This is a genomic window from Rhodovulum sp. P5 (assembly GCF_002079305.1).
Lineage (GTDB): Bacteria > Pseudomonadota > Alphaproteobacteria > Rhodobacterales > Rhodobacteraceae > Rhodovulum.
The window spans coordinates 498,747-514,101 of the sequence record NZ_CP015039.1; the positions used below are offsets into that span (position 1 = coordinate 498,747).

The 15,355-nt window shown below is 62.3% G+C and carries 15 protein-coding genes; 3 read left to right on the forward strand and 12 right to left on the reverse strand.

Annotation, left to right across the window (positions count from 1 at the left end; genetic code table 11):
* Positions 1-5 precede the first annotated feature (5 nt).
* The 5 genes from RGUI_RS02420 to ccrA all read right to left on the reverse strand — a co-directional run bounded on the left by RGUI_RS02420 (position 6) and on the right by ccrA (position 4,808).
* Positions 6-1,538 (reverse strand): ATP-dependent RecD-like DNA helicase, encoded by a 1,533-nt coding sequence (locus RGUI_RS02420; RefSeq protein WP_081531591.1) that lies wholly within the window; start codon positions 1,536-1,538, stop codon positions 6-8.
* 42 nt (positions 1,539-1,580) lie between these two features.
* Positions 1,581-2,222, reverse strand: a complete 642-nt coding sequence (locus tag RGUI_RS02425) for an acyl-homoserine-lactone synthase (RefSeq protein ID WP_081531592.1) — start codon at positions 2,220-2,222, stop codon at positions 1,581-1,583.
* Between the two features lie 131 nt (positions 2,223-2,353).
* Positions 2,354-3,067 carry a LuxR family transcriptional regulator gene (locus RGUI_RS02430; protein WP_081531593.1) on the reverse strand — a complete coding sequence of 238 codons (714 nt, stop codon included), beginning with the start codon at positions 3,065-3,067 and terminating at the stop codon, positions 2,354-2,356.
* On the reverse strand, positions 3,012-3,272 hold the full coding sequence (locus tag RGUI_RS21655) for a hypothetical protein (RefSeq protein WP_172841063.1): 261 nt from the start codon (positions 3,270-3,272) through the stop codon (positions 3,012-3,014). Before RGUI_RS21655 ends, RGUI_RS02430 begins: the two co-directional genes overlap by 56 nt.
* A 243-nt stretch (positions 3,273-3,515) precedes the next feature.
* Positions 3,516-4,808 (reverse strand): crotonyl-CoA carboxylase/reductase, encoded by a 1,293-nt coding sequence (gene ccrA, locus RGUI_RS02435; RefSeq protein ID WP_081535935.1) that lies wholly within the window; start codon positions 4,806-4,808, stop codon positions 3,516-3,518.
* A 443-nt stretch (positions 4,809-5,251) separates the two neighbouring features.
* Here ccrA and RGUI_RS02440 point away from each other — a divergent pair, with 443 nt between their 5' ends.
* From RGUI_RS02440 to deoD, 3 genes are all read left to right on the forward strand, one after another.
* Positions 5,252-5,833 (forward strand): VPLPA-CTERM sorting domain-containing protein, encoded by a 582-nt coding sequence (locus tag RGUI_RS02440; RefSeq protein ID WP_081531594.1) that lies wholly within the window; start codon positions 5,252-5,254, stop codon positions 5,831-5,833.
* Between the two features lie 146 nt (positions 5,834-5,979).
* Positions 5,980-7,947 carry a methylmalonyl-CoA mutase family protein gene (locus RGUI_RS02445; RefSeq protein ID WP_081531595.1) on the forward strand — a complete coding sequence of 656 codons (1,968 nt, stop codon included), beginning with the start codon at positions 5,980-5,982 and terminating at the stop codon, positions 7,945-7,947.
* A gap of 46 nt (positions 7,948-7,993) precedes the next feature.
* A complete protein-coding gene (gene deoD / locus RGUI_RS02450; RefSeq protein WP_081531596.1) occupies positions 7,994-8,698 on the forward strand; it encodes a purine-nucleoside phosphorylase in 705 nt (234 codons plus the stop codon).
* A 9-nt stretch (positions 8,699-8,707) separates the two neighbouring features.
* Here the strand turns inward: deoD and RGUI_RS02455 are convergent, their stop codons facing one another.
* The 7 genes from RGUI_RS02455 to RGUI_RS02485 all read right to left on the reverse strand — a co-directional run bounded on the left by RGUI_RS02455 (position 8,708) and on the right by RGUI_RS02485 (position 15,353).
* Positions 8,708-9,580, reverse strand: coding sequence for a DUF1989 domain-containing protein (locus RGUI_RS02455; protein WP_081531597.1), 873 nt, complete (start codon positions 9,578-9,580; stop codon positions 8,708-8,710).
* Positions 9,581-9,756: 176 nt separating this feature from the next.
* Positions 9,757-10,374, reverse strand: coding sequence for a VPLPA-CTERM sorting domain-containing protein (locus RGUI_RS02460; protein WP_172841064.1), 618 nt, complete (start codon positions 10,372-10,374; stop codon positions 9,757-9,759).
* Positions 10,375-10,771: 397 nt separating this feature from the next.
* The gene (locus tag RGUI_RS02465; protein ID WP_081531599.1) at positions 10,772-11,551 is read right to left on the reverse strand and encodes a succinate dehydrogenase iron-sulfur subunit; all 780 of its coding nucleotides are present in this window, start codon (positions 11,549-11,551) and stop codon (positions 10,772-10,774) included.
* A 10-nt stretch (positions 11,552-11,561) separates the two neighbouring features.
* Positions 11,562-13,367, reverse strand: a complete 1,806-nt coding sequence (gene sdhA / locus RGUI_RS02470) for a succinate dehydrogenase flavoprotein subunit (protein ID WP_081531600.1) — start codon at positions 13,365-13,367, stop codon at positions 11,562-11,564.
* A gap of 19 nt (positions 13,368-13,386) precedes the next feature.
* A complete protein-coding gene (locus tag RGUI_RS02475) occupies positions 13,387-13,758 on the reverse strand; it encodes a succinate dehydrogenase, hydrophobic membrane anchor protein (RefSeq protein WP_081535936.1) in 372 nt (123 codons plus the stop codon).
* Positions 13,759-13,769: 11 nt separating this feature from the next.
* Positions 13,770-14,153, reverse strand: a complete 384-nt coding sequence (sdhC, locus tag RGUI_RS02480) for a succinate dehydrogenase, cytochrome b556 subunit (protein ID WP_081531601.1) — start codon at positions 14,151-14,153, stop codon at positions 13,770-13,772.
* Positions 14,154-14,318: 165 nt separating this feature from the next.
* A complete protein-coding gene (locus RGUI_RS02485; RefSeq protein WP_081531602.1) occupies positions 14,319-15,353 on the reverse strand; it encodes a MaoC family dehydratase in 1,035 nt (344 codons plus the stop codon).
* Positions 15,354-15,355: the final 2 nt, after the last annotated feature.

Sequence of the window (15,355 nt, forward strand, 5' to 3'; positions counted from 1 at the left end):
GCCGGTCAGGCGCCGGGGTCTTCGGACGTCAGGGTCAGGGGCGCAACCGGAACCAGCAGATCGTCCGTGGACAGCGGCGTTGTCGGCTTGGCCAGCCTGTAGCGCGTAACCCAGATCAGGCGATGCTCCGCCCTTGTGATCGCCACATAGGCAAGCCGTTTCCAAAGGGGCTGCCCGGCCTCCGTCCGCCCCATCCGGGCCGCAGCGTAAAGATCGGGGGCAAAGACCTGCACGGCCTCCCACTGGCTGCCCTGCGCCTTGTGAATGGTCACCGCCGCCCCATGCAGGAAAGCGGCCCCCATCGTGGCGGCATAGGGGATGAAGGGTTCTTCCTCCTCCGGCAACTCGATCTTCACGATGGAGGCCGCCGAAAGCTCCGGTTCCGGGGCACCGATCACGTGCAGGCGGGAAAAGCCCGGCCTGCGCCCCGGCCCCTTGTAGATCACCTGCGCGCCCTTGATCAGCCCGCGGGCCTCCAGATCGAGGCGTTTGTTGCGATGCTTCAGCGGCAGTTCGATTCCGTCACAGATCAGCGGTTCACCGGGCAGCAAGGCATCTTCCGGGGCACCATGCACGCGGCGAAAGGCGTGGATCAGCCGGATGCGCGTTGCATTGCGCCAGACCAGCACCGGGGAGCGCGCCATCAAATCCGAATCGACGCGCGGAGACACCACGACGCGGCCGTCCCGGGCGGCGATCCGCTCCACCATCTCCTCGAAGTCCTCGAAGCTCAGGTCCGACTCCCCCAGCGCATGGGCCAGATCGAGAATCGGGTTGTCGTCGGCCTGCCGGTGCACACGGCGCAGCGTGATATTGCGACCCTCCGGCAGCGTGTCGAACACCATCTGGCCGGACTGGTTGACCGGCGCAAGCTGGGCCGGATCACCGAAGAGGACAAGGGTCGGGAAAAGCTCCTTGAGGTCTTCGAATTGCCGGTCGTCCAGCATCGACGCCTCATCGACAAACCCGATATCCAATGGGTCTTCGCGGCGCTTCCAGCCCTTGATGAAATCGCTGCCCTTCAGACCAGCCGCGGCAAGCGCACCGGGAACGGAACTGTGCGTCCGATAAAACGCCAGGGCCCGGTCAAGCGCGGCATCGGTCAGGCCCTCGATCTCGGGCCGGTCGCCCTCTCCCGTCAGCCAGGCAGCGATCTTTTCGTATTCCGGGTCGTAGACGGGGGTATAGATGATCCTGTGGATCGTGGTGGCCGGTACCCCCCTTTGGCGCAGGACCGAGGCCGCCTTGTTGGTCGGGGCCAGCACGGCCAGCGTGCGGCGGTCCTTGCGGCGCCGGCCCTCGTATTCGCCCGAGATGGTCTGAACGCCCGACTCGGCAAGTGCCGTGACAAGCCCGGCCAGCAGCATCGTCTTGCCCGATCCCGCCTTGCCGGTCACCGCCAGAAGCCCCCCCTGCCCGTCGGCCCGCGGCGTCAGCCGCGCGTTGTCCAGATCGACGCCCACACCGCGCAGCAGATCGGCCACACGGTCATGAGCTTCGGCCTGGTCTTCGGAAAGGGTCAGGGCGGGCACGCGCATGGGGCGGAGCCTACAGGCCCCATCCCTTGCGCGCCAGCGGGATCAGGCCACCTCGGGCAGGCGCTTCAAAGACGGTGTGAACCCGAACGAGTCATTGAACCAGGCCGTCGAGGTTTCGCGCGTGATCCCCAGCCGTTTCAAGGTCTTGGGGATGAAGGTCTCGTTCATCTCCCACAGACCGACGCCGATCCACTGCTTGCCTTCGCCACCCGCGCCGATGACCTCCGGCGCCATGTCGAGCATCCGGTAGATGCGCACCATGCGGTTGTCGAACACACCGACGAAATGCTCGACGGCAAAATTGACCATCAGTTCGGCCCCGCCCAGCACCAGCGCAGCGGTCACTTCGCGACCCGCATCGGGCGCCAGGCAGAAGCGGGTGCATTCCCAGATCAGCGGGCTTTCGATGCGAACGCCGTCGGTGAGGTGCAGGAAATGCTCGTTAACCATGGTGCGGCCGGTGGTCGGCAGGAACCGCATCGAACCGCCATGGGTGCCGTCGGGACGTTCCCAGATCACGTAAAGCGGGTTCAGATCGTCGTACTGATCGTGCTCCTCGCCGTTTTCATCCACGTTCACGTCCCAGCCCAGACGCTCCTTGAACTGGATCGCACGGTCGCGGAACATCGTGTCGCGCAGAAGCGGGAACTTGTGCAGGTCGGCGCCATAGATGTAGCGAAGCATGTCGGAAGGCCCTTTTACCAGTCGGTGATGGGGAAAACCTACCGAACGCACGGTTTCGAACCGGCAAAGCGACCGCGCGCCACCGTCAGGGGAATATCAACGAATTCCAATCGTTGCCGGGCGGTTAATGCCTAGACAGCGATCAGGCCGGAACTCAGCGCACGGGCCACAGCATGGGTTGTGTTGAGTGCCCCAAGCTTGTGGCGCGCGGCCTCGATATAGACGCGCAGGGTATGTTCCGAGATCGAAAGCTCTTGCGCCGCCTGGGCCCGGCTCATCCCCTGTGCCAGCAACGTCATCGCGCTGACCTCTCTCGGGGACAGGGCCGTCGTGGGGGCCGGGGTGTCGCCCTGTTCGAACTCCAGTGCCTTTCTGTTGAAGTCATGCGCGATCAGGATCAGGTCGCGCATGTTGGCTTTCACGAAGGTTTCCCATTCTTCGTCACTGCAACTGTCACTGACCGTGAAGACCGCAAACTGGGCCGACGGGCCATGCACCGGAATCGAGTACCCTTGGTTTCCGACCCCGTGGGCGATGGCATCCGTCAGGAAATCACGCGCCGCCTTGCTGGACCAGTCGAGTTGCTTCCAGTTCACAGGGTGGAAGCGATGCAGGCAGCCTGACACGACCGGGTCGACCCGCACATAGCCGCGTTCGAGATACCGGTCGACCCATTCGGTGCTGTAGGTTCCCGCGCCGTACTGGTCGCCGACGCTGCTGACCCAGTGATACACCACATGGAGCACGCCATAGTAATCGCGCAACTCTTCGGTCGCCCGATAGAGATGTTCAAGCGTCGTTGCCCGCTGCAGCCGGTCCAGAAACGAGTCTAAGTCGCCGTCCATTACCCGTATTTGCATTGTCTGCAACCGCTTTCAATGGCGCGCCAACAGCGAGTCTTGTCTGCAACGAATGTGCTTCGATCGAGGAGATCTCCACAGCGGCCAAGGCCTGACATGTCGACAACTCCTCTGCCAGGGCGCCCATGCCATTCTTGCGCGCGTAGTTCTTGAGATCTCCAAGAATGTCGATGAGCCATTCGTGCTTCATGACCTATCCTTCCCGTTGGTTAACGAAGGGTTAAGATAAGTCTATCACAGCGCGACTTCGCAAAATATTCGCCGATTTGGGGTCCCCTAAAATGGTGAGGGGATGACATTCTATCGGCTTGAAAATGCGCAATCGCGATGGTTTGCCTTGGACTTACGCGTCCAAACATAGGCAAACAAACGAAACAGCATGGCCGAATCGATGATTCGGACCATACTGCCGTTACCGGAAGATTACCAGACCTCAGTTGGACGGGCTAGCTTCCAGAATATCTTCGAAGGTGCGCAGCCCCGTACGCGGCGCCTGAACCAGAACCGCCATGTTGCCCGGCTTGTGCTCGTTGCGCAGCATCTTCAGATGCGCCTGCGGAATCTCTGCCCACGGGAAGACCTCGGACATGCACGGGTCAAGCCGACGCTGGCACATCAGCCGGTTGGCGGCCGCGGCCTGTTTCAGATGCGCAAAGTGGCTGCCCTGGATGCGCTTCTGGTGCATCCAGACATAGCGCGCGTCCATCGTCAGGTTGAACCCGGACGTCCCCGCGCAGATCACTACCATGCCGCCGCGTTTCACGACGAAGGTCGACACCGGGAAGGTCGCCTCGCCCGGATGCTCGAACACCATGTCGACATTGTTGCCCTTGCCGGTGATGTCCCAGATGGCCTTGCCGAACTTGCGGGCCTCTCCGAACCATTCCTTGTATTCAGGCGTGTTGACCTTGGGCAGTTGCCCCCAGCATTTGAAGTCTTTCCGGTTGATGACGCCCTTGGCGCCCAGATCCATGACGAAGTCGCGTTTGGATTCGTCCGAGATCACGCCGATGGCATTGGCCCCTGCGGTGTTGATCAACTGGATCGCGAAGGAGCCGAGGCCGCCGGAGGCGCCCCAGACCAGAACGTTCTGGCCCGGCTTCAACTCATGCGGATGGTGGCCGAAGAGCATCCGATAGGCGGTGGCCAGCGTCAGCGTATAGCAGGCCGATTCCTCCCACGTCAGATGCTTGGGCCGCGGCAAAAGCTGCTGTGCCTGCACCCGGGTGAACTGCGCGAACGACCCATCCGGCGTTTCATATCCCCAGATCCGCTGACTGGGCGAGAACATCGGGTCGCCGCCATTGCATTCCTCGTCGTCGCCATCGTCCTGGTTACAGTGGATGACGACCTCGTCGCCCACCTTCCAGTTCTTCACCGCCGAGCCGACCGCCCAGATGATCCCGGACGCATCCGAGCCGGCGATGTGATAGGGCGCCCCGTGGCCGTCGAAGGGCGACACCGGAATCCCGAGCCCGGCCCAGATGCCGTTATAGTTCACGCCCGCGGCCATCACGAGAACCAGAACCTCGTGACTGTCGATAGCCGGCGTCTCGACGACCTCGACCTGGAACGACTTGTCCGGCTCGCCGTGACGCTCTCGCCGGATCGCCCACGCATACATCTTGGGCGGAACAAAGCCGAGCGGCGGCATCTCGCCGACTTCGTAGAGCTCCTTCTCCGGTGCTTCGTAGGGCGCGATCGACGGGTTGGTGTCGAGTGCCATCAGGGCCTCCATCCTCGGTCATGACATTTGCCGCAACGCAGAATCGCACGGCATTTCCCGGTGAAATAGAAGCCAACGCGCAACTTTGCAATGCCGAACGGGGGTTGGTGGGTAATTTTATGTCCCAGAACCCGCCGTCCGCGCCGCACCGCAGCGTCAGAACCTGCTGCCCGGCTGCAACTTCTCGACCTGTCCGTTCGACGCGCCTGGGATCAAGGCAGCACCGCAATGCCCCCCCGGAGTGTCCAGCGCAGCGGCCGTGCGGGCATTACGGTGCACGCGCATGCGGCCTTCTGTGGTCAATCATAGAGAGGCTATGAGGCCTTGAGGCGAACACGGGTCACCGCTCTGACCGCCGGTATTGTGCTTGACCGGAACAAGCTCACTAAGCTTTAAATTGAATTACTAGAGCTACAAACATCTGCATTTGATGGGGAGGTAGAATGAAACTTGCAGCTCTCGCAGTCGCGACCAGCATCGGTCTGGGTACCGCAGCCAGTGCAGCGCTGGTGACCATCGATTTCAACGGGTTCACGCCGGGAACGGAAATAACAGGGGTCGATCTGGGTGGTGTTTCGATCACGCAGAACGGGTCCTCCGTCTTCGCGTGGCAGGATGCGAACGTGTCGGCCGATACGATCATTCTTGGCAACACCAGCACGTCGGATGGCTATCGTGCCGACTTCGCAAACGTGGTTTCAAGCGTTTCCGTCGACGTGGGCGACAACAATGCCGACGCGGACGACCTGTATCTTGAGGCCTACGATTCGCTGGACAACCTGATCGCGTCCGATACGGCCTTCATCGACTCCGCGTTTGTCGGATTTGAAACGCTGTCGGTCGCCGGGACGGACATCGCCTATGTGATCTTCGGCGGCTACGGTGTCGGTGGCCTTATGAACGTCTACGCCGACAACCTGATCTTTGAGACCGTCGCCGCCGACGTGCCGCTGCCGGCCGGTGGTGCCCTGTTGTTTGGGGCCTTGGGCGCCTTCGGGCTGGCCCGTCGCAAGCGCACAATCTGACACCGTTTGAAACAGACCGCAAAGCGGCCGCCCCTTCGGCGGCCGCTTTCGCCATTGCCGCGCCGCAGCGAATTGACATTGGCAGATTCTTTCCCTTATCTGCACCGAAGCGAAATATTCTTGCCACACCAAGTCCGAGGCGCGCCATGACCGAGACCAAGAAAGACCGACCCTGGCTGTTCCGCACCTATGCGGGCCATTCCACCGCCAAGGCGTCGAACGCGCTTTATCGCGGCAACCTTGCCAAGGGGCAGACGGGGCTTTCCGTGGCGTTCGACCTGCCCACCCAAACGGGCTATGACAGCGACCATGAACTCGCCCGCGGCGAAGTCGGCAAGGTCGGCGTGCCGGTGGACCACCTGGGCGACATGCGGCTTCTGTTCGACCATATCCCGCTGGAACAGATGAACACCTCGATGACGATCAACGCGCCGGCACCGTGGCTTCTGTCGCTCTATATCGCGGTGGCCGAGGAACAGGGCGCGGACATCTCGAAACTTCAGGGCACCGTTCAGAACGACCTGATCAAGGAATATCTGAGCCGCGGCACCTATATCTGCCCGCCGAAGCCCAGCCTTCGCATGATCACCGATGTCGCCGCCTACACGCGAGAACATCTGCCGAAATGGAACCCGATGAACGTGTGTTCCTATCACCTGCAAGAGGCCGGCGCGACGCCGGAGCAGGAACTGTCCTACGCGCTGGCCACGGCCACGGCAGTGCTGGACGACCTGAAGGGTAAGGTCGCCCCGGAAGACTTCCCCGAGATGGTCGGCCGGATTTCATTCTTTGTGAATGCGGGCATCCGGTTCGTGACCGAGATGTGCAAGATGCGTGCCTTCGTCGATCTGTGGGATGAGATCTGCCAGGAACGGTACGGCGTCGAAGACCCGAAATTCCGCCGCTTCCGCTATGGCGTGCAGGTGAACTCTCTCGGCCTGACCGAGCAGCAGCCGGAAAATAACGTCTACCGCATCCTGATCGAAACGCTGGCCGTAACCCTGTCGAAGAAGGCCCGCGCCCGTGCCGTGCAGTTGCCCGCATGGAACGAGGCCCTTGGCCTGCCCCGGCCGTGGGACCAGCAGTGGTCTTTGCGGATGCAGCAAATCCTCGCCTATGAGACCGATCTTCTGGAATACGGGGATCTGTTCGACGGCAACCCCGCGGTGACCAAGAAGGTCGAGGAGTTGAAGGAAAACGCCCGGGCCGAACTGGCACAGATCGATGCCTTGGGCGGTGCCGTCGCGGCCATCGACTATATGAAGTCGCGGCTGGTGGAGAGCCATTCCGACCGCATCACCGGGATCGAGGGCGGCGAGACGACGGTTGTCGGCGTGAACCGCTGGACCGAGGCCGAACCCTCCCCCCTGACGGCCGGGGAAGAGGCGATCATGGTGGCCGACAAGGATGCCGAGGCCGACCAGATCGCGCGCCTGAACGCGTGGCGGGCCGAACGGGACGGCGAGCGGGTCAAGACGGCCCTCGCCGCGCTGCGCAAGGCGGCCGAAACCGGCGAGAACATCATGCCGCCCTCGATCGAGGCCGCCCGCGCCGGCGCCACGACCGGGGAATGGGCCGATGTCATGCGTGCGGTCTTTGGCCAGTATCGCGGGCCGACCGGCGTGTCGCCCAACCCATCGAACCGGACCGAGGGGCTGGACGAAATCCGGACGGCCGTCGCGGAGCTTGGCACGAAACTCGGCCGCAAGCCGAAGCTTCTGGTCGGCAAGCCGGGGCTCGACGGCCATTCCAACGGCGCGGAGCAGATCGCCGCCCGCGCCCGCGATTGCGGCATGGACATCACCTATGAAGGCATCCGCCTGACCCCGTCCGAAATCGTCGAGGCCGCCAAGGCGGAAGACGTTCATGTCGTGGGCCTGTCGATCCTGTCGGGCAGTCATATCCCGCTGGTCGAGGCGCTGATGCGGTTGATGAAAGAGCATGACCTGATGCACATCCCGGTCGTGGTCGGCGGCATCATCCCCGAAGACGACGCAGCCCGCCTGCGGGCCATGGGCGTGGCCAAGATCTATACGCCAAAGGATTTCGAACTGAACCGCATCATGTTCGACATCGTAGGCCTGATCGATCCCTCGCCGGTGGCGGCAGAGTAGAACCGCGCTATAACTGGGCCTCGGACCTGACTGTCGGAGGCCCTCCATGACCATCCATATCGGTGCGAAACCCGGCGAGATCGCCGAAACGGTTCTGATGCCGGGCGATCCCCTGCGTGCCAAATGGGCGGCCGAGACATTTCTTGACGCACCCGAATGTGTGAATCAAACCCGCGGCATGTACGGGTTCACCGGCACATGGCGCGGCCACCGCGTGACCATCCAGGGCAGCGGCATGGGCATGCCGTCGCTGTCGATCTACGCAAACGAGTTGATCCGGGACTACGGCGCAAAGACGCTGATCCGCATCGGCTCGGCCGGCGCCATGCAGCCCCAAGTTGCCTTGCGGGACATCGTTCTGGCGATGACAAGTTCGACCCTCTCCACCCCGTCACGCGGTATTTTCAAGGAATTGGCCTTCGCCCCCTGCGCAGATTTCGGGCTTTTGTCGGCCGCCCACGACGCCGCCCGTGCCAAAGGCGTGACAGCCCATGTCGGCGGCATCTATTCATCGGATGTCTTCTACGACGAACGGCCCGACCTGAACGAACAGATGACCAGGCACGGGGTTCTGGCGGTCGAGATGGAGGCGGCCGAACTCTATATCGTCGCCGCACGGCACAGGGTCCGGGCGCTGGCTGTCTTGACGATCTCGGACCACCTGATCACGGGCGAACACCTGCCCGCCGAAGACCGGGAGCAAAGCTTTGGCGACATGGTCGAGGTCGCGCTGGAAGCCGCCTTTGCCTGAGCGCTCTCGTCACGCCCCATGGCTGCGATCATAGGCACTGGGGCGCGGTGACTGCCACGCATCCAACGCCTCCGGCTCCGGCGCAAAGGTCTCCACCACTAGCGGATAGCAGACGGCCCCGGCGGTGTCGTTGCTGCTGCAATCGCCCCAGGGACAGGCACTCAGCGCGCACAGAAGATCGATCTCGGCGAAAAGTTCGATGAAATCGCCGCGCCGCGCAGGGCTCGCCTTGGTGAAATACTGATGGGTTTCCCGCGTGAAGCCCGTGCACATGAAGACGTTGAAGACATCGTGAACATGGCTCTCCGCTTCCGCCAGGGAAATGCCGAGGTCTTCGGCAAGCGCGCGGGTCAGGTTGGAATGGCAGCAGTTGTGGAACGCCTTTCCGTTCAACAGCATATGCGTATAGGGGTCGCACCGCGTCCCGATCACATCATGCACCCCGGCCCCGTCCGCATCGAACCCGTACCAGTCAAGACTGTCTTGGAGGATGGTCGCCATCGGGCGCAGATACGGGAAACCGGACCACAAGCGATGCCCCTCGCCCAGATGGGTGCCGTGCAGGGCGCGGGTCTTGCCAGAGTAGAAGCGTTCCGACAGATCGCCGGCGTTCCAAAGGTTGAGATCGCCAACCTGCGATCCCTCGCAGCAGGAAATCCGGAAGACATGCCTGGCAGACACGCGGAAGCACCGGGCCTCTCGCGGGGGAACCGTTAGTTCGTCGACCTTGCGCGCACTGCGCCGCAGCGCGGTACGCACAGACATATCCACCGGCGACATATGCTCCGGCGGATAGCAGATCGTTGGCTTGGCAGACCGGCGGGTGTCGGCATCGGCGGGCACCCGCGTCCCGGCGTCATGTCGTCTTTCAGGATCAGGCATATCGTCTGACTGACAGGACGCACCCGACACAGTCAAGGAAAACAGGCCCTCACAAGGAAGTTGGTCGGCATTTCATGCCGCATGACACCAACAACAGCGGAAGCGGTGTTTTGACAGAAAAGCACGACCGGACCCTGCCCGGCCGTGCCCACATGACTCATACGACGCTTACAACGTCAGCCCTTGCGGCGCCCTGCAACAGCAAAGCCGCCCAGTGCGGTCAGCAGCGCCCAACCGGCGGCCGGAAGCGGAACGACAGGGTCCGGGTCCGGGTCCGGCGCGACCGCGCCATCGGTGGTGATGACCGACTTGGCAATCGAAACGAGCCAAAAGGTATCGATCGTGGAGATGTCCAACGCGATCTGCAGACCATCGGAGATGTCGTCGATCAGCGCGCCACCGGCGGCGGCGTAGATGTCGAATTCCGTGTAGGAGAAGGTGTCGTCGTCGCCGGTCAGATTACCAAGCTCCACCCAGGTCGACGTGTCCGCATCCCATGCAGAGACGGTATCGACTTCGCACAGGTTCCGCTCACACGGTGCCTCGTCAACATCGAAGGCACTGATGCTGAGGGAGGCAGAGGTGAACCCCGCTGCGATCGCATTGTGGGTCCATCCCCAGTCTTCGTCGGAGTCCCGGTAGTACGGCCTGGTAAGTTCATTGCCCCCCGGCGGTACAAAATACCATCCGTTCGCGGCATTGTAGGTATAGTCGATCACGTCGACCACTTGCGCAGCTTGGGCACCGACGGCACTTGCCGCAATGGCTGCGGCGGCCAAAAATGTACGTTTCATGGATTCCCTCCACCCATTGGAAAACATTCAATGCGTGCAGGACAATGGTTTTTCAAATTCTTTGAACGCCCCGCTCACACACGGAAATGTTAACAGACCGGCCAAACGGCACAATCTACTCGACTGAGGTTTCGGAGTTTTTCTGGAGTCCGGCCAAAGATCCCGGCGCAAAATCTCCCCAAAGAAATGTGGCTGAAAGGGCATCTCAAGCAACGGTTGTGTGACTCGGCGCAAGTCACATGTCGTCAGATGCTTCTTGAGTCGCAAGCCCCGACCAATAATAGGTATTTCCGAATCATATTATTAAATGAAGTAACACAAAGAAAGTCGGCGCAGGTTCCCCCGCGCCGCACAATAAAGTCTTTGCCGATGGGCACGCGCATGAAGCAGTGCGTGCTCAAACCGCCCGTTCGACCATCATCTTCTTGATCGAGGCGATGGCCTTCGCCGGGTTCAGGCTTTTCGGACAGGTCTTGGTGCAGTTCATGATCGTGTGGCAGCGATAGAGCTTGAACGGGTCCTCAAGCTGGTCGAGCCGTTCCCCCGTCGCCTCATCGCGCGAGTCGATGATCCAGCGATAGGCATGCAGAAGCGCTGCCGGTCCAAGATACTTGTCGCCGTTCCACCAATAGGACGGACAGGAGGTCGAGCAACTGGCGCACATGATGCACTCATAAAGCCCGTCGAGTTTCTTGCGATCCTCGATCGACTGACGCCATTCCTTGGCCGGTTCGTTGGTCGACGTTTCCAGCCACGGCATGATGCTGGCGTGCTGGGCGTAGAACAGGGTCAGGTCCGGGATCAGGTCCTTGACCACGGGCATGTGCGGCAGCGGATAGATTTTCACGGTGCCCTTGATTTCGTCCATGCCCATCGTGCAGGCAAGCGTGTTGATCCCGTCGATGTTCATCGCGCAGGACCCGCAGATCCCCTCCCGGCACGAGCGACGGAAGGTCAGCGTCGGGTCGATCTCGTTCTTGATCTTGATCAGCGCGTCCAGAATCATCGGCCCGCAGGCATCGAGATCGACGAAGTAGGTATCGACACGGGGGTTTTCACCGGTATCCGGATCCCAGCGATAGATCTGGAACTTGCGGACATTCGTGGCCCCGGCGGGTTCGGGCCATGTCTTGCCGGTCTTGACGACCGAGTTCTTGGGGAGCGTCAGTTGTACCATCGTCGTCTCCTCAATACACCCGCGCCTTGGGCGCGATCTTCTTCAGCTCGATGCCGCCGGCCTCGTGCGTGGTCAGCGGGTCGAGATGCACCGGGCGGTAGTCCAGCTTGACCTTGGCCCCCTCGACCCAGGACAGCGTGTGCTTGCGCCAGTTGGCGTCGTCGCGATCGGGATAGTCCTCGTGCGCATGGGCGCCGCGGCTTTCCTTCCGCGCTTCGGCCGAGACCACAGTGCACAGCGCATTGGGCATCAGGTTGGTCAGTTCCAGCGTCTCCATCAGGTCGGAGTTCCAGATCATCGACCGGTCGGTGACCTTGATGTCGTCCATCTTGCCGGCAACGGCCTTCATCTTTTCCACGCCCTCGGACAAGGTCTTGTCCGTGCGGAAGACGGCCGCATCGGCCTGCATCGTTCTCTGCATCTCAAGACGCAACTCGGCGGTCGAAACCGTGCCTTTCGCATGGCGCAACCCGTCGAACCGACCCAGTGCCTTGTCGATGGCGGCCTTGGGCGGCGTCGGCACAGCGGTCGCCGGATCGACTACATCCTTTGCCCGGATCGCGGCTGCGCGCCCGAAGACCACAAGGTCGATCAGCGAGTTGGAGCCAAGCCGGTTGGCGCCGTGCACGCTGGCACAGCCCGCCTCGCCCACGGCCATCAGGCCCGGGGCCACGTTGTCGGGGTTCCCGATCGTCGGGTTCAGCACCTCGCCCCAATAGTTCGTGGGGATGCCACCCATGTTGTAGTGGACGGTCGGCAGCACCGGGATCGGTTCCTTGGTGACGTCGACGCCAGCGAAGATCCGCGCCGATTCCGAGATACCGGGCAGGCGTTCGGCCAGCGTTTCCGGCGGCAGATGGCTGAGGTTGAGGTGGATGTGGTCTTTGTGCGCCCCCACGCCGCGGCCTTCGCGGATTTCCATGGTCATGCAGCGGCTGACCACGTCGCGCGAGGCGAGGTCCTTGTAGGTCGGCGCATAGCGTTCCATGAACCGCTCGCCTTCGGAGTTCGTCAGGTACCCGCCCTCGCCGCGCGCGCCCTCGGTGATCAGGCAGCCCGCGCCATAGATACCGGTCGGGTGGAACTGCACGAACTCCATGTCTTGCAGCGGCAGGCCTGCACGGGCCACCATGCCGCCACCGTCGCCGGTGCAGGTATGGGCCGACGTGGCCGAGAAATAGGCGCGCCCATAGCCACCAGTCGCCAGCACGACCATCTTGGCGGCGAAGACGTGGATCGTACCGTCATCCAGTTTCCAGGCCACGACCCCCTGGCATTCGCCATCCTCGGTCATCAGCAGATCGATGGCGAAGTATTCGATGAAGAACTCTGCCTTCTGCTTCAGGCTTTGGCCATAAAGCGTGTGCAGGATCGCGTGGCCGGTCCGGTCCGCGGCGGCACAGGTGCGCTGCACGGGCGGGCCTTCGCCGAATTCGGTGGTGTGGCCACCGAAGGGGCGCTGATAGATCTTGCCCTCTTCGGTGCGCGAGAACGGAACGCCGTAATGTTCCAACTCATAGACCGCCTTCGGCGCCTCCCGGGCGAGGTATTCCATCGCGTCGGTATCGCCCAGCCAGTCGGAGCCCTTGACGGTGTCATACATGTGCCACTGCCAGCTGTCGGGGCCCATATTGCCCAAGCTCGCGGCAATGCCGCCCTGCGCTGCCACGGTGTGGGAGCGGGTCGGGAACACCTTCGTGATGCAGGCCGTTCGCAGGCCCTGCTCTGCCATGCCGAGGGTCGCGCGCAGACCGGCACCGCCAGCCCCTACAACAACCACGTCATAGTCGTGCGTCTCAAAATCGTAAGCGGCCATGAAACCTGCTCTCCGTCTGTCAGATCGCGATGCGGATGACCGCGTATACGCCTGCGGCAAGGGCCGCATAGCTGATGCATGTTGCCACGATGACCAGTACCTTGCGCGTCAGGCCCTGCGCATAGTCTTCGATCATCATCTGGGCGCCACGGCTGAAATGCTGCATGCCCACCACGATGGTCAGGATGGCGACAATGGCAGCGAACGGGCTGGAAAACGTCGCCACGACATCCGCGTGGGATGAGCCGAGGGCCGAGCCGAAGATGAACACGAAGGCCGGCACCAGAAAAACCAGCGCCACGGCGCTGACGATCATGTACCAGTGATGCGCGGTTCCCGTCTTGGCGGCGCCAAGCCCGAGGGCCCGTTTGCGGTCGGTCAGATAGCGCATGTCCATCCCTTTCAGACGATAAGTGCCGTCAGCACGGTCAGAATGCCGGACCCGACGATCACGACGAGCCCCAGACGTTCGGCCGTTTTCAACTCAAGACCATATCCGGCATCCCAGATGACGTGCCGGATGCCCGCCAGCATGTGATACCAAAGCGCCCAGAGCGAGGCGAACAGGATCACGTCCCCGACCCACGAAGTCAGCACCCAATCGGCCCGTGCAAAGGCCTCGGGCCCCGTGGCCGCCGCGATGAACCACCATACGATCAGCACCGTCGCGACGATCAACGCATTGCCCGTGATCCGGGTGAAGATGGACGTCGCCGAGGTGAGTTGCGGGCGGTAGACTTGCAGATGGGGGGAAAGCGGGCGGTTGCCCCGGTCGATATCGGCCATGATGTCCCTCATGTCTTCGGGCGCGAAATTTGCGGATGTGATAACAAGTTTTCGGGCCGTGTCACGGCTTCGGGCCCGATTCAGAGGCGATTTTCGTGCTGCACGCGCAAAAAAATGCGATTTGTGATCACGCGCCGGCGGCACGTGATCACAGCTTTGGCCGACTCAGACGGGCATCAGCGCCCAATAATCGAGGTCGAGCAGCACATGCGGCAGGTACTTGCCGTCGTCGCCCTTCAGCACTCCGACTTCTCCGCCGGCCTTTATCGCGACAAGGCGCAGACGGATCGCGCCAACGCCGGGGGCGCCTGTTTCGACCTTGTCCAGAACCTCTGACCAGGCCTTGACCGTGTCGCCGGAAAAACACGGGTTGGCATGGGCGCCGGCGTTCAGCCCCACGATCATCTGCGCGTTCGCCAGACCGTTGAAGCTGAGCGCACGGGCCATGCTGATGACGTGGCCACCATAGATCAGGCGTTTCCCGTCTTCACGGAAGGTCGCGTCGAAATGGACCTTGGCGGTGTTCTGCCAAAGCCGGGTGGCCTGCATATGCTCGGCCTCTTCGATGGTCACGCCATCGACATGATCGATCACCTCGCCGGTGTCGTAGTCGCCAAGGCGATGCGGCTCTCCCGCCAGCGTGAAATCGTAGCCGGTGAAGTTCAGCACGTCGGGCACCACCAGATCCCCGGCAGCGACCGATGCCGACAGTTCTGGGATCACCGTTTCGGGCGCGGGGGCATCAAGGTTGCGCTTGCGCACCATCACCCAGCGCACATAGTCGAGGACAACCTCGTCCCGCTGGTTCAGCCCCCGGGTCCGAACCCAGACCACCCCCGATTTTCCGTTGGAGTTCTGCTTCAGCCCGATGACCTCGGATTCTGACCGCAGTGTGTCACCGGGCCAGACCGGGCGATGCCAGCGCCCCTCTGCATAGCCGAGATTGGCAACCGCGTTCAGGGAGATATCGGGCACCGTCTTGCCGAATACCGTGTGGAACGCGATCAGGTCGTCGAGCGGCGCATTCGGCAGCCCGCATTGTTGGGCAAACGCGTCAGACGAGTAAAGCGCATGCCGCGCCGGATAAAGCGCGTGGTAGAGCGCCCGTTCTCCGCCCGACACCGTGCGCGGGACGGCATGTCGTATCACCTGCCCCACGGAATAGTCTTCGAAGAACCGGCCGGGATTGGTCTTGGCCATGC